Below are 12,956 nucleotides of genomic sequence, written 5' to 3'. Positions count from 1 at the left end.
AACCGACCGCCAGGCTTTTACGGTGAATCGATGTTCCTGCGCGCGGGCTCCATGATCTCGCGCAGGGACATACGCTTGAACGCCTCGACCAGTGCTCGTCCCTCATCGGGTGCACAAGTGACAGCCAAGCGCATGGTTGCCTCGCCCAAGTGCCAGATCAAAAACGCGGACTCCTCGACCTGTTGTTCGTCACAGTCGGGATACACGCGAAGCATCGCTTGGGACAGCAGCGCTCCGGCAACCCGACTCTCCTTCAACTCCAGCTGCAATAACTGCTTGTCGGCCTGCATGCCGGACCAGATGTCACGCATCACCGGTGTCGCCATCACGATCTCGTAATACAGATCGAGCAACTGCGAATAGGCGGCCTGCAAACCCTGGGCGTCCTCGACGGCCGCCATTGCCTCTGCAATGCAACGGCGGCTCTCAGCGTTATAGCGTTCGGCCAGCGTGCGGATCACGGAACTCTTGTCGGGAAAATATTGATAAAGGGAACCGATCGAGATCTCGGAGCGCTCGGCGATTTCACTCATCTTGAGTTGGTCGCTGCCCTTGTCCGCGATCAATTGAGTGGCCATGGCCAGAATCCGCTCCTGACGATCGCGGCTGCGCTGTTGCGTGGGGTTGCGTCGAACCGCTTCTGCAGCAGGCTGTTCGAGGTTTTCAGAGGGCTTTTTGCGCACGAGTGAATTCCCGATCAAAAACGTGACATGTGCTCACCTTAGCATCGCCACTCCCTGCGCCCAACAACAGATGCCACACGTCGGGGAATTCGATCTGATGGGTTGACGGTAAAACATGAGCATCTATCATCTTTTTTAACATGAGCATCACTCACATTAACCGATGGAGATGAACGCGATGAAAACCGCCCAACCAATCACACTGGTCCTCGGCGCCACCGGCAAAACCGGACGGCGCATCGCACAACGCCTCGAAGCCGCCGGCCTGCCCGTTCGCCGGGGCTCCCGCGACGCCAATCCTCCCTTCGACTGGGAAGATCGATCGACCTGGGACGCCGTGATCGATGGCGTTCATCGCGTCTACATTTCCTTTCAACCTGATCTTGCCGTTCCTGGCGCCGTTGAAACCATCCAGGCGTTCACTGACCTGGCGGTGAAAAGCGGCGTCCGCAAACTGGTCTTGTTATCCGGACGTGGCGAAGTGGAAGCCGAACAGGCCGAACGCGTTGTACAGGACAGCGGGATTGACTGGACAATTCTACGGGCCAGTTGGTTCTGCCAGAATTTCAGCGAGGCACACTTTCTTGAACCCATTGTGCAAGGTGAACTCGCACTCCCCATCGGCCAGGTCGCCGAGCCCTTTGTCGATGCGCAAGACATCGCCGAGTGTGCCGTCGCCGCACTGACTCAACCCGGGCACACTGGCCAGCTCTATGAATTGACCGGCCCTCGGGCGTTGACCTTTGCTCAAGCCGTGACCGAGATTGCCCGCGCCACCGGTCGCAACATCGAATTCGTGCCCGTGCCGCCGGATGCCTATCGACAGGCAATGGAACAGGAACAGCTTCCCCCGGCGTTGATCGATCTGGTGTTGTATCTCTTCACGACGGTGCTGGACGGGCGCAACACACCCGTGGCCGATGGCGTACAGCGGGCACTGGGACGCCCGGCGCGCGACTTCGGCGACTACGTACAGCGCACTGCCGCTACGGGCATCTGGGGCAATGGCAGTCCGACGTAAAGCAGTGGCGGGAACCCGCTTCGTCGACTAGGGTTTTTGGGCGTATCGAAGTGCGGCGCCTTATTGGCAGGAGCCTGATTAAGGAGGAACCCATGTCACTTAATCGTAGTGCTGAACAAACCTACCGCCAGTGGTCGACCCCGATCCTGTTGGAACTCAAGGAGCGAGAACATCAGATGAACCCGTCAGACCGCCAGGCCCTGGAAAACGTACTGCTGGAAAGAAGGCTGATCGATACCGGCAACCCGGCCGGCAGCGATCGCCGCAAGGCAGACCCGGCCCCCTGAAGCATCAGGCGACCATGATCAAGATCGAAATAATGACGCAGAAACATACAAGGGTTTGCAATGCTTTCGCTTGCAAACCCTTGGTTTAGAGCATGCCCAATCGATCGCAAACACGGCTCCAACGTCTGAATCCCCCGCCGCCGTAAATCCATTTTTGATAATTATTAATTTCCAAACACCCCCCTCTATTGGCTTTAAATGTGAGCTTAACCACCACATGGAGGGATTCCAGGATGCTGATAAAAATCGAGAAAGCGAGCAAGCCGGAAGGCTGGAATGTATGGATGAACGCGTGGTGCGTTGAATTTCGCAGCTACGCAGAAGCCCTCGCGTTCGTGAACAGACTGGAAGGCCGGATCAATGCACCTCACCCCTTGCCTGGCAGCACCAACAGACTTCTTTTGGAACTGGCTTAATCTCGCGATGCCCTCACCGAGAAGCTATCCACGACGCCATATCCATATTGATTGATCTGCTTTTGATAATTATTGATTTCGCTCGTTCCTCTCCCTCGGCTTTAAATATGCGTCGAGGGAGGTTGGCCAAGGGGTTCACAGGTGGTGCCTCTAACGGACGCTTCGAATACAGCCAGTCTGCATTTGAGGAGGCCGACCTTCCTCACCATGTGTAATACATTGCCCCGCACCTTCCCCCAGGAGGTGCGGGGATTTTTTTCGTAAATGCGTTAAAACCACCCGCTACGATCATCTTCCAACTCTTGGCGACACACTTTTAGTTGCGCGTTGTAAATCTCTGACTGCTTTTGCACTTTCTGGGCAACCTGCATCAGCCACGGTTTACTGCGATAGGAATCGCGGCTGAAGCCCCCTCGCCCCTCGTGATAAGCCAGGTACTGATTGTAGGTGTCCCATTTGGAGATCCCGAGCTGACGTTGGGTGCCCGTGGTGTACCAACCGATAAACATGATCGCGTCGTCGAAACTGTCACGCGAACCACCGTTGCCCGTATTGTCCCTGTACTCACCCCACACCGGGTCTTGAGCCTGCGCGTAACCGTAGGCCGAACTGACTCGCCCCCAGGGGATGACCCATAGCAGGTAGTCACGAGGCGGCAATGCGTCCGCCACGTAGCTGCTTTCCTGCTTCATGATCGCCATGGCCACATGCAGGGGCGTCCCATATTCGCTCTGCATTTGCAGCGAGTCCTCATACCAGTCGGGATACTCACGGTAGATACTGCAGAGATTGCCTTGGTCTTTTGGCGGCGTAGTCGTGCACCCCGTTAAAAACATCATCAACAAAGCCAACAGCAGAACTTGTCCTTGTTTCATTCAATACCCTCGAAAATAAGGGCACAGGTACCCTCCGTTTACTGCAAGGAGCCTGAGTCAGGCAGGTGCAGGCAAAAATGTCAGAAGACATCCAGCTTGACCGCGTCACCCTTTTGAGTGAATTGCCTCTGGATTTGCGCCGGCTTTCTCAAACGGCTCTTTGGACAGTCGCCCCCACTCAATCCTCAGCCTGGGACAAAGGCCTGGCCACATGTTCCAGCGCTCGACGCTCGGCAGACACCCCCCAAACCGCTTGCACCGCCGCCGCCGCACACATTAGTGCAGCGCCTGCCAGATAACCAATCAACAGACTGCCGCGCTGCTGGGTCTGAATCAGTTGGCCAAACAGCGTCGGCCCGATGATGCCGCCCAGGCCAGTGCCGAACGCGTAGAACACGGCGATGGCCAAGGCGCGGATTTCCAGCGGGAAGGTTTCTGCCACCGTCAGGTAAGCCGAACTGGCCGCTGCCGAAGCGAAAAAGAAGATCACCATCCACGCCGCGGCTTGCTGGGTGACATCCAGCCAGCCCTGCTGGAAGGCGTAGCCATTGAGCGCCAGCAACATTCCGGACGTCGCATAAGTGAAGCTGATCATCACGCGTCGGCCGACCACGTCAAACAGGCGCCCCAGCAGCAGCGGTCCGCAAAAATTGCCCAGTGCCAGGGGCAATACGTACCAACCGACCTGTTCGGCGGGCACCTGGTAAAAATCGGTGAGCACCAGCGCATAGGTGAAGAATATCGCGTTGTAAAAGAACGCCTGCGCGGTCAGCAGGGTCATCCCCACCAGCGCGCGGCGGCTGAATCTGACGAACAGGGTATGGAAGACCTCCCCCAGCGGCGTATGGTCCCGCGCGTGCAGGCGCAATGGTTTGCTGGTCACCGCCGGCAGTTCGTGGCCTTGTTCGCGCAGACTCGCTTCGATACCTTCGACGATGTGTCGCGCCTTATCGCGCTGACCATGGACCAGCAGCCAGCGCGGGCTTTCCGGCAACCACAGGCGCATCACCAGGATCACCAGGCCCAACGCGGCACCAATGCCGAAGCACAGGCGCCAGCCCAGCTCACCACCGACCACGTGCGGATCCAGCAGGACGATGGCCCCGCCGGCACCCAGTGCTGCACCTAGCCAGAATGTGCCGTTGATGCTCAGGTCGACCCAGCCGCGATAGCGTACCGGGGTAAATTCCTGGATGGTCGAATTGATCGCCGTGTATTCGCCGCCGATGCCCATGCCCGTGAGGAAGCGAAACAGCAGGAAGCTTTCCAGGCTGAACGAGAACGCCGTGGCCGCCGTGGCGCCTACATACAGCCATAAAGTTACAAAGAACAACTTGCGCCGCCCCAGGCGATCGTTCAGCCAGCCGAACAGCAAGGCACCGAGCACTGCGCCGGCGATGTAGATGCCGCCGGCCAGGCCAATATCGAAGTTGTTCATGCGCAGGACGGGGCTGTTTTTCAGCGCGCCGGACACCGAGCCCGCCAGGGTCACTTCCAGACCGTCGAGCAACCAGGTGACGCCCAGCGCGACCACCAGCAGGGAGTGAAAGCGGCCCCACGGTAAGCGGTCCAGGCGCGCTGGAAGATTGGTTTCGAATATCGCGCCGGGCTCGCGGCTATGCAGCTGTTCGTGGGTCATCGCCACATCGTTGTCGTGTACAGTGCCTTGTGAGTTAGGAGTTGGCCTCTGGATCGGGAGTTCAAAATTCCGCTTACTCAGAATTTAGTTGTGTTGCAGCCGGAGGCCGTACGCCGGGTTTCGATCTAGAGCATTTTCTCCAGGCCGATCTTGTCGCTGAGCCAGGCCTTGAAGCTACGCCATTTGCTGCCGGGCTCCTTACGCAAGGTATGCTCGCGGCCGTCATCCTCGGTGAGCCAGACGACTTCGCCGTTTTCCAGTCGGGCCTGGTAACTCATGGCCGGCGCCATGCCCTCAAGCGCCAGCTGGCGCACTTGGCCGGCCAGTTCGGGACTATCGACCAGCACTCCGACTTCAGTGTTCCAGAACACTGAACGCGGGTCGAAATTGAACGAGCCGACGAACACTTTCTGCTTGTCCAGGATCATGGCCTTGGTGTGCAGACTGGAGTCCGAGCCACCACTGAAGCCAAACGAAGAACTGCGGCCGGGATCGTCCGGCTGGCGCCGCAGCTCATAGAGCTTCACGCCATGTTCGAGCAGAGTCTTGCGATACGGTGCATAGCCGCCATGCACAGCCGGCACATCGGTGGCTTCCAGTGAGTTGGTCAGCAGGCGCACATCGACGCCGGCATCGGCACGCCCCAGCAGATAGTCCATGCCCGGCTTTTGCGGAACGAAATAGGCCGAGATCATGATCAGCTCGTTATTGACGCCATCGAGTTCAGGACGCAGCTGTGTGGCCATCAATAGCGCGCGTGCCGGCTCGCCGTCGGCCAGGACCTTGCTCGGTGCGTCCCACATCGCCTTGTTATGGGCCCAGATCAGTTGCTTGCGCCAGGTCTCGAATTGCGGCTGAGTCTGGTAGGTCATGAGATGGTTGTACAACACCTTGCTCTCGATACGTGAGGTCTGCAGCGATTGCTCCAGGCGTTGACGGCTCTCGAGCAAGTCTTGTGCTGTCGGCTTGTTGAGCAGGAAGTCACTGATCGACTGGCTCAAGGCGCTGTTCCAGTACTGATCGAAGCTGTGTCCCAACTGCTCGGCGACCGGACCGATGCACAGCAGGTCCATGTCGGTGAAGTTGAGATCGGGCTTGGCGTCGAAATACTCGTCCCCCAGGTTGCGTCCGCCGACGATGGCTGCGCTGTTGTCGGCCAGCCACAGTTTGTTGTGCATGCGTCGGTGTTGCTGGGAAAGATCAAGCAGACGCCCCATGGTTCGGGTGACCATGGTACTGCGCCCCAGATGCAAAGGATTGAAGACGCGGATATGGATGTTCGGGTGCACCGCCAGGGTCGCAATGACTTCTTCCTGGCCGTCGCTGGCCGTGTCATCGAGCAAGATGCGTATCCGTACGCCGCGATCGGCAGCCAGCAGCATTTCACGCACCAGCGCCCGGGTGCTCAGACCGTTATGCACGATGTAGTACTGCAGATCGACGGATTTCTGCGCATGGCGGATCAACTCGGCGCGCGCCCGGAATGCTTCACTGCTGTTGGGCAGCAAGCGAAAACCCGAGCGCCCCTCGTGTGCGGCGGCCTGAACCTGGATCGAACGCCCGAACGCCGAATCGCTGGCGGGTATCGCCTCGCTGAATTCGTGGGGCAAGCGCGTGGTTGCGCAGCCAACGAGCAGCAGTGCGAACAGCATGGCGCAGAGGAACCGGGACATGGGCAAGGACTGCTCCTCAACCTCGACGGTTGTAGTTTTGCACTCGGCATCCAGCCAGTACTGGCTGCCGAGAACATGCAGCCCTCGATAATCCGCACGACTTATTCCAGTAAAGCCCGTTTCAAGCAACGTGTCGAAATTTTACGGCAGCTGCGCCCTGAGTATGAAAGCGCCCTGGGACCGGGTGCAGGCCAGCCTTCCTCTATAGCGCCTGGCGCACCTTCCAGTCGCGCAACCACTGCAAGCCGGCAGACGTATTGCCACGAGGCCGATACTCGCACCCTACCCAGCCGTCATAACCCAACTGATCGATCAGCTCGAACAGATAAGGATAATTGACTTCCCCCAGGTCCGGTTCATGCCGATCCGGCACCCCGGCGATCTGGATATGGCCGATACCATCGAAGTCGCGACGCAGTTTGGTCGCCAGGTCGCCCTCGACGATTTGGCAGTGGTAGCAGTCGAACTGAACCTTCAGGTTACTGGCGCCCACTTCCTTGCAGATAGCCTGGGCCTGATCCTGGCGGTTGAGGAAAAAGCCTGGCATGTCTCGCGTATTGATCGGTTCGAGCAATACGGTGACGCCTGCCTTGGCTGCCTGGGTGGTGGCGTAGGCGAGGTTCTCCAGGTACACGCCGTGATGCCGCGGGCGATCGTTTTCCGACGGCAACAGCCCGGCCATGACATGGATGCGTAAATTGCCCAATACGCTGGCGTAGTCCAGGGCACGATCAAAACCGCTACGAAATTCACTCTCCCGGCCCGGCAACGACACCGTGCCCCGCTCCCCCGCTGCCCAATCACCGGGCGGTGCGTTGAACAGTGCCTGCACCAGGCCGTTGTCGCTCAAGCGTTGCTTGAGTTCTTCAGCACGGTAGTCGTAGGGAAACAGATATTCGACCGCTTCGAAACCGTCAGAGGCAGCGGCGGCGAAACGATCCAGAAACTCATGTTCCGGGTAGAGCATGCTGAGATTGGCAGCAAAACAAGGCATGGTAGCTCCTGAAATAAAGGGTTAGACAAAGGGCCAGATCAGCAGGGTAATACAGAAACCCAAGGTACCGAGCAAAGTGGTCATCACCGTCCAGGTGCGCAGCATGTCGGAGACCACGGCACCGATTCCGGTATCCACCAGCACCTTGCCGAATACGCCACCCGACCATGAAGCCGGCAATCGTCAACGCCAGGGGCGTGCGCCGGTTGCCAAAACGGGTGAAACGCTTGCGCCACCACCGGCTCCCTCGCCGCCAAGGCCAACGGATCAATCCGCAAATCTGGACGAACAGCTTCGAGCCAGGCCGCCACTTGCCCATTGGTGGCGATCGAAGCACTACCGGCCAACACCACTTCCCCACCGGACACCACCGGGAGTTTCGAGGCGTCGAGGTCGCGCAACTTGGCGACGCGACGGAAGTTTTCCGGCAGGCCCAGGGCCAGCCCCGAACCACCCGTCAACAACGGCAGATCGGCGCAGGCGCTACCGAGGGTGTACAGATCGCTGTCCGACAAGGCATCGGCGATGGCCATGCCGACACCTTGAGCCCTCAGTTCAGCGATTCGCGCCTGCACCTGCTCAGCGCCTTGGGCGATCGTGTCGTAGCGCAACAGGCTGACATTCAGGCGGGTCTGCGATTGCAGCACCCGAACCAGGTTGGCTTCGGTCATGGGCGTCAGTGATACCGGACAGACGATGACCACTGGCGTGGGCAGGAACAGGTTTTATGACGCGTGGGAGGAAGCCGGTAGCGAATTGCGGAAGGATTTTGATTGCGGAAAAAACTAAGGGCCTGCATGAGGTATCTCACGCAAGCCCTTGATATTCATGGTGCCCGAAGCCGGAATCGAACCGGCACGCCCTTACGAGCGGGGGATTTTAAGTCCCATGCGTCTACCAGTTTCGCCATTCGGGCGGTAGCGCGGTGAAGCGTCCAGGTTTTGCCAGATAACGATCCGGCAGTTCTGACGCTTGTGCAGCAGAGGTGGAAATATATACATCCCGCCCCAGTGAAGCAAGTTCGCAAATACCCTTTTCAAGACTAAATCTTGCAGGCTATTGCAAATAAAAAAGCTCCGTAAATCATAGATCTACGGAGCTTGTTTATTAGTGGAGGCCGAGGTCGGAATCGAACCGGCGTAGGCGGATTTGCAATCCGCTGCATAACCATTTTGCTACTCGGCCTCAAAACATTTGCTGTCAGTAGCGCGACATCAAATGCGTACAAACTTGGAGCGGGAAACGAGACTCGAACTCGCGACCCCGACCTTGGCAAGGTCGTGCTCTACCAACTGAGCTATTCCCGCGTCTTGGTGTGGCGCATTCTATAGAATCCAGAAGCCCCGTCAACCCCTTGATTCAAAAAAGTTTTATTTCTTTTCAACGTCAGTCTTCAGATGTGGCCAGGCAGCCCGCAGGTACTGGACCATCGACCACAAAGTCAGGCCAGCCGACACCATCAACAAGGTGTAGCCCAGCAAGACCCAGAAACTGAAATCCTTTGGATTGGCCAGCAGGATCACCAGCGCCAGCATTTGCGCGGCGGTTTTCCATTTGCCTAGGTTCGATACGGCGACGTGGGCACGAGCGCCCAGTTCGGCCATCCATTCGCGCAGTGCCGAGACGACAATCTCGCGACCGATGATCACGGCGGCAGGCAGCGTGAGCCACAGGTTTCCGTGTTCCTGCACCAACAGGACCAATGCAACCGCAACCATCAGCTTGTCGGCAACCGGATCGAGGAAAGCCCCGAACGGCGTGCTTTGTTCCAGGCGGCGCGCCAGGTACCCGTCCAGCCAGTCGGTCGCCGCAGCGAATGCGAAGACCGAGGCGGAGGCCATGTAGCTCCACTGGTAAGGCAGGTAGAACAGCAAAATGAAGATCGGTATGAGCAGAACGCGTAGAACGGTAATCAGATTAGGGATATTCATCGGCACAACTGGCTACGAGGTGAGGGGGCATTCTACTCGCTGTGCAGATTTGCATAAATCAACTCTGCGAGCTTTTTACTGATCCCGGGGGCTTTGGCAATTTCTTCGATGCTTGCACGAGACAGCTCCTGCAATCCACCAAAATGTTTCAACAAGTCACGCCGACGTGTGGGTCCGACGCCGGCGACGCCTTCCAGTGTAGACGTCCGACGGGTTTTTCCACGTCGGGCTCGGTGCCCGGTAATGGCAAACCGGTGGGCTTCGTCGCGAATCTGCTGGATCAGGTGCAGCGCGGGTGAATCGCCGCGCAAGGTGAACTCATGTGCAGCGTCGTTCAGGTACAGGGTTTCGAAACCGGCCTTGCGCGTCGCGCCTTTTGCCACACCCAGCAAAATCAGGTCAGGCACGGCCAGCTCATCGAGCACGTCGCGGGCCATGGACAACTGGCCTTTTCCGCCGTCCACCAGCAGGATATCCGGCAACTTGCCCTCCCCGTCCTTCAGTTTGCTGAAGCGTCGGGTCAGCGCCTGATGCATCGCCGCATAATCATCGCCGGCCGTAACGCCCTCGATGTTGTACCGGCGGTAATCGGCCTTGATCGGACCTTCGGGGCCGAAGACCACGCACGACGCCACCGTCGCCTCACCGCTGGAGTGACTGATGTCGTAGCACTCAAGTCGCTGTGGAGGCTCATCCAGCTTCAGCACCTCGGCCAGTGCATCAAAGCGCGCCGTAATGTGCTGACGATTCGCCAGGCGCGCACTCAGAGCCTGCTCGGCATTGGTCACCGCCAGTTGCTGCCAGCGCGCCCGCGTGCCCCGCACGCGATGGCTGATGGTCAGCTCCCGACCGCGTAATTCGTCGATGGCGGCGATCAGCGTGGGAAAGTCATCGTGGACCACGTTGACGATCAGCTCGCTGGGCAAGTCGCGTTCAGGGCTGCTGATGAAGTACTGGCCGAGAAACGCGGCCATGACTTCAGAAACGTCTTCTTCAATACCGACTTGAGGGAAGAAGTTCTTGCTTCCCAGTACCCGACCGCCCCGCACGCTGATCAAGTGAACACAGGCACCACCCGGGTTGACGAAGGCAGCAATCACATCGACGTCCCCGGTCCCGCCCTCCATGCTCTGTTGATCCTGGACCCGGCGCAGTAAAGCAATCTGGTCCCGCAACTCCGCGGCCCGTTCGAATTCGAGATTGATCGCCGCCTCTTCCATCCCGGCGGACAACTCGTCAGTCAGTGCATTGCTGCGCCCTTCAAGAAACATCACCGAATGGCGGACATCCTCGGCGTACACCTGCGGCTCCACCAGCCCGACACAGGGCGCCTTGCAACGCTTGATCTGGTATTGCAGGCAAGGGCGCGTGCGGTTCTTGTAATAACTGTCTTCGCATTGGCGAACGAAAAACGTCTTTTGCAGCAGGCTCAGGCTTTCGCGGATCGCGCCGGCACTCGGATAAGGCCCGAAATATTTGCCCTTGGCCTTTTTCGCGCCGCGATGAATGCTCAGGCGCGGAAACTCTCCGTCGGAGAGAAAGACGTAGGGGTAGGATTTATCGTCGCGCAGCAGGATGTTGTAGGGCGGACGCCATTCCTTGATCAGCGTCTGCTCAAGCAGCAAGGCTTCGGTTTCGTTGGCGGTGATCGTCGTCTCGACCTGGGCGATACGCGCTACCAGCGCGGCGGTCTTGGGGGCAAGCCCGGTCTTTCGAAAGTAACTCGACAGGCGACTCTTGAGATTTTTCGCCTTGCCGACGTAGAGCAACCGCGCTTCGCTGTCGAACATGCGGTACACGCCGGGGCGCCCGCTAACGGTCGACAGAAAGGCGCTCGGATCAAAGGTGTCGTTCATTTTCAGAGGCTGGCGTCGACCATGCCATGACGAACCGCCAACAGCGTCAACTCGACATCACTGCTGATCGAAAGCTTTTCGAAGATGCGGTAACGGTAGGTGTTCACGGTTTTCGGCGACAGGCACAATTTGTCGGAGATGATCTGTACTTTCTGGCAGCCGACGATCATCAGCGCGATCTGGATTTCCCGCTCCGACAGGGCATCGAAAGGCGAATCGTTGGTGGGCTGGAAGGACTTGATCGCCAGTTGCTGGGCAATTTGCGGGCTGATGTAGCGTTGCCCGGCAAACACCAGTCGAATGGCCTGGACCATTTCCGGCAAACCTGCCCCCTTGGTCAGGTAACCTGCCGCACCGGCCTGCAACAGCCGTGTAGGAAACGGGTCCTCTTCACATACAGTCACCGCGACGACCTTGATATCCGGGTGACTGCGCAATAATTTGCGAGTGGCTTCAAGACCGCCGATACCCGGCATCTTGACGTCCATCAACACCACATCGGGCTTCAGCTCGCGCGCCTTGATCAGGGATTCCTCACCCGACTCGGCCTGGCCGACTACTTGCAGGCCATCGATGTCAGCCAGCATTCGTGTAATGCCTGTACGAACGAGATCATGGTCATCGACTACTAGCACCCTAATCAAGCAGACACCTCGTGATATGGTCTTATTGGGTTGCCAGACACCTTAGCAAAAAGCTTCTGGCAGACCTAGCGGAAAGCGTCAGATTAAAAGTTTCAATTCATCTTGAAAGGCTTGTCGCAAGCGTGTTGCAGCGATCCAGCCCGGGGATATCCAGCTGCATCCTCAGGAAACATTCGTCCTTGCCCACCACCCTCAACCCCTTGCGTTCGTACAACGCTCGCGCCGGATTGTTTTCGAAAACCGTCAGGCGCAATGCCGGTCGCCGCTCCTGGCGCGCCAGAGCCGATGCCTGATCGATCACCCAGGATCCAGTGCCCTGCCCACGAAACGCGTCGACGATATGCAATTCGCGGATATACAAGGCTCTGGCATCACGACTCAGGCTGACATAGCCCAGCACTCCGTCGTCCGATGTAATCAAACGGTTGTCCCGCCCGGCCCAGGCCACGTCAAACGCTTCGTCCTGCCACAACAGTTCATGCTCAATGTAGTAACGCAGCATGTTTCTGCAGGTCAGTTCGCGGGCGAATTCCAAGTCATCCGGTGTTGCCGGGCGCCATTGGCGCTCCATCATTCCAATTCCACAGCGAGGGTCATGTGCGTCCTTGTGACGATAGGATTGTTGTTGCAGCGCAAAGTGTGTCACAACCGTGGGGGCACTCAAGCAATAGAAAGCGCCATCGTTGGCCGATAGCATTTTCTGATTGAATCTGCGTACCGGCCTCTAGTAAGCTCGGACCATCCATCGGAGACAGACCATGTTCAACGCCCTCTTACAGCTTCGTACCGCCAGCGCCCCGCGCTCGGTTGCGGCTGCCCGGGTGAACGACGGTTGTACTCCGGTCAGCTTTTATTTTGGGTATTGGTTTAGCCACTGGCGCGCCTGATACCCACATGGCGCCCACTTCAAACGGGTCGCCACCAGAGAATTCTCAAC

At 58.3% G+C, this 12,956-nt stretch carries 12 protein-coding genes, 3 tRNA genes and 1 pseudogene; 3 read left to right on the top strand and 13 right to left on the bottom strand.

The window, feature by feature from the left end; all coding sequences use genetic code 11:
- Positions 1-17 precede the first annotated feature (17 nt).
- Positions 18-683 (bottom strand): TetR/AcrR family transcriptional regulator, encoded by a 666-nt coding sequence (locus ACM6G4_RS19110; RefSeq protein WP_056724473.1) that lies wholly within the window; start codon positions 681-683, stop codon positions 18-20.
- 178 nt (positions 684-861) lie between these two features.
- On the opposite strand from ACM6G4_RS19110, the gene ACM6G4_RS19105 reads away from it, so the two are divergent.
- The 3 genes from ACM6G4_RS19105 to ACM6G4_RS19095 all read left to right on the top strand — a co-directional run bounded on the left by ACM6G4_RS19105 (position 862) and on the right by ACM6G4_RS19095 (position 2,407).
- Positions 862-1,704, top strand: a complete 843-nt coding sequence (locus ACM6G4_RS19105; protein WP_414914350.1) for an NAD(P)H-binding protein — start codon at positions 862-864, stop codon at positions 1,702-1,704.
- Between the two features lie 92 nt (positions 1,705-1,796).
- Positions 1,797-1,991, top strand: coding sequence for a hypothetical protein (locus tag ACM6G4_RS19100; RefSeq protein WP_056724469.1), 195 nt, complete (start codon positions 1,797-1,799; stop codon positions 1,989-1,991).
- A gap of 233 nt (positions 1,992-2,224) precedes the next feature.
- Positions 2,225-2,407: a hypothetical protein gene (locus ACM6G4_RS19095; RefSeq protein ID WP_056724468.1), complete on the top strand. Its 183-nt coding sequence runs from the start codon at positions 2,225-2,227 to the stop codon at positions 2,405-2,407.
- 269 nt (positions 2,408-2,676) lie between these two features.
- Here ACM6G4_RS19095 and ACM6G4_RS19090 read toward each other — a convergent pair whose 3' ends face one another.
- The 12 genes and pseudogenes from ACM6G4_RS19090 to ACM6G4_RS19035 all read right to left on the bottom strand — a co-directional run bounded on the left by ACM6G4_RS19090 (position 2,677) and on the right by ACM6G4_RS19035 (position 12,590).
- Positions 2,677-3,282, bottom strand: a complete 606-nt coding sequence (locus ACM6G4_RS19090) for a hypothetical protein (RefSeq protein ID WP_414914349.1) — start codon at positions 3,280-3,282, stop codon at positions 2,677-2,679.
- Positions 3,283-3,460: 178 nt separating this feature from the next.
- Complete coding sequence (locus ACM6G4_RS19085; protein WP_414914348.1) at positions 3,461-4,921, bottom strand: MFS transporter; 1,461 nt, start codon at positions 4,919-4,921, stop codon at positions 3,461-3,463.
- 125 nt (positions 4,922-5,046) lie between these two features.
- The gene (locus ACM6G4_RS19080) at positions 5,047-6,594 is read right to left on the bottom strand and encodes a phospholipase D-like domain-containing protein (protein ID WP_414914347.1); all 1,548 of its coding nucleotides are present in this window, start codon (positions 6,592-6,594) and stop codon (positions 5,047-5,049) included.
- A 202-nt stretch (positions 6,595-6,796) separates the two neighbouring features.
- On the bottom strand, positions 6,797-7,588 hold the full coding sequence (otnI, locus tag ACM6G4_RS19075; protein WP_414914346.1) for a 2-oxo-tetronate isomerase: 792 nt from the start codon (positions 7,586-7,588) through the stop codon (positions 6,797-6,799).
- A gap of 224 nt (positions 7,589-7,812) precedes the next feature.
- Positions 7,813-8,268 (bottom strand): annotated as a pseudogene (locus ACM6G4_RS19070) (four-carbon acid sugar kinase family protein); the annotation flags it as partial.
- Between the two features lie 149 nt (positions 8,269-8,417).
- Positions 8,418-8,504, bottom strand: a tRNA-Leu gene (locus ACM6G4_RS19065).
- A gap of 195 nt (positions 8,505-8,699) precedes the next feature.
- A tRNA-Cys gene (locus tag ACM6G4_RS19060) sits at positions 8,700-8,773 on the bottom strand.
- Between the two features lie 46 nt (positions 8,774-8,819).
- Positions 8,820-8,895 (bottom strand) — tRNA-Gly (locus tag ACM6G4_RS19055).
- 63 nt (positions 8,896-8,958) lie between these two features.
- Complete coding sequence (gene pgsA, locus ACM6G4_RS19050) at positions 8,959-9,519, bottom strand: CDP-diacylglycerol--glycerol-3-phosphate 3-phosphatidyltransferase (protein WP_008051977.1); 561 nt, start codon at positions 9,517-9,519, stop codon at positions 8,959-8,961.
- 32 nt (positions 9,520-9,551) lie between these two features.
- Positions 9,552-11,375, bottom strand: a complete 1,824-nt coding sequence (uvrC, locus tag ACM6G4_RS19045) for an excinuclease ABC subunit UvrC (RefSeq protein WP_056724454.1) — start codon at positions 11,373-11,375, stop codon at positions 9,552-9,554.
- A 2-nt stretch (positions 11,376-11,377) separates the two neighbouring features.
- Positions 11,378-12,019 carry a UvrY/SirA/GacA family response regulator transcription factor gene (gene uvrY, locus ACM6G4_RS19040; RefSeq protein WP_032829778.1) on the bottom strand — a complete coding sequence of 214 codons (642 nt, stop codon included), beginning with the start codon at positions 12,017-12,019 and terminating at the stop codon, positions 11,378-11,380.
- Between the two features lie 97 nt (positions 12,020-12,116).
- Positions 12,117-12,590 carry a GNAT family N-acetyltransferase gene (locus ACM6G4_RS19035; protein ID WP_414914495.1) on the bottom strand — a complete coding sequence of 158 codons (474 nt, stop codon included), beginning with the start codon at positions 12,588-12,590 and terminating at the stop codon, positions 12,117-12,119.
- Between the last annotated feature and the right edge of the window lie 366 nt (positions 12,591-12,956).

The sequence above is a fragment of the Pseudomonas sp. IT-P258 genome, assembly GCF_949767825.1.
In the GTDB taxonomy this organism is placed as follows: Bacteria; Pseudomonadota; Gammaproteobacteria; order Pseudomonadales; family Pseudomonadaceae; genus Aquipseudomonas; species Aquipseudomonas monachiensis.
Note: the sequence above shows the minus strand (reverse complement) of the source record. Positions and strands in the feature narration are given on the sequence as shown.

What these genes read in the sequence shown, in the direction of transcription:
- ACM6G4_RS19100 (WP_056724469.1), top strand. Translation starts at nt 1,797, where the DNA reads ATGTCACTTAATCGTAGTGCTGAACAAACCTACCGCCAGTGGTCGACC.
- ACM6G4_RS19080 (WP_414914347.1), bottom strand. Translation starts at nt 6,594, where the DNA reads ATGTCCCGGTTCCTCTGCGCCATGCTGTTCGCACTGCTGCTCGTTGGC.
- ACM6G4_RS19105 (WP_414914350.1), top strand. Translation starts at nt 862, where the DNA reads ATGAAAACCGCCCAACCAATCACACTGGTCCTCGGCGCCACCGGCAAA.
- ACM6G4_RS19085 (WP_414914348.1), bottom strand. Translation starts at nt 4,921, where the DNA reads ATGACCCACGAACAGCTGCATAGCCGCGAGCCCGGCGCGATATTCGAA.
- uvrC (WP_056724454.1), bottom strand. Translation starts at nt 11,375, where the DNA reads ATGAACGACACCTTTGATCCGAGCGCCTTTCTGTCGACCGTTAGCGGG.
- ACM6G4_RS19095 (WP_056724468.1), top strand. Translation starts at nt 2,225, where the DNA reads ATGCTGATAAAAATCGAGAAAGCGAGCAAGCCGGAAGGCTGGAATGTA.
- pgsA (WP_008051977.1), bottom strand. Translation starts at nt 9,519, where the DNA reads ATGAATATCCCTAATCTGATTACCGTTCTACGCGTTCTGCTCATACCG.
- ACM6G4_RS19035 (WP_414914495.1), bottom strand. Translation starts at nt 12,590, where the DNA reads ATGGAGCGCCAATGGCGCCCGGCAACACCGGATGACTTGGAATTCGCC.
- ACM6G4_RS19090 (WP_414914349.1), bottom strand. Translation starts at nt 3,282, where the DNA reads ATGAAACAAGGACAAGTTCTGCTGTTGGCTTTGTTGATGATGTTTTTA.
- otnI (WP_414914346.1), bottom strand. Translation starts at nt 7,588, where the DNA reads ATGCCTTGTTTTGCTGCCAATCTCAGCATGCTCTACCCGGAACATGAG.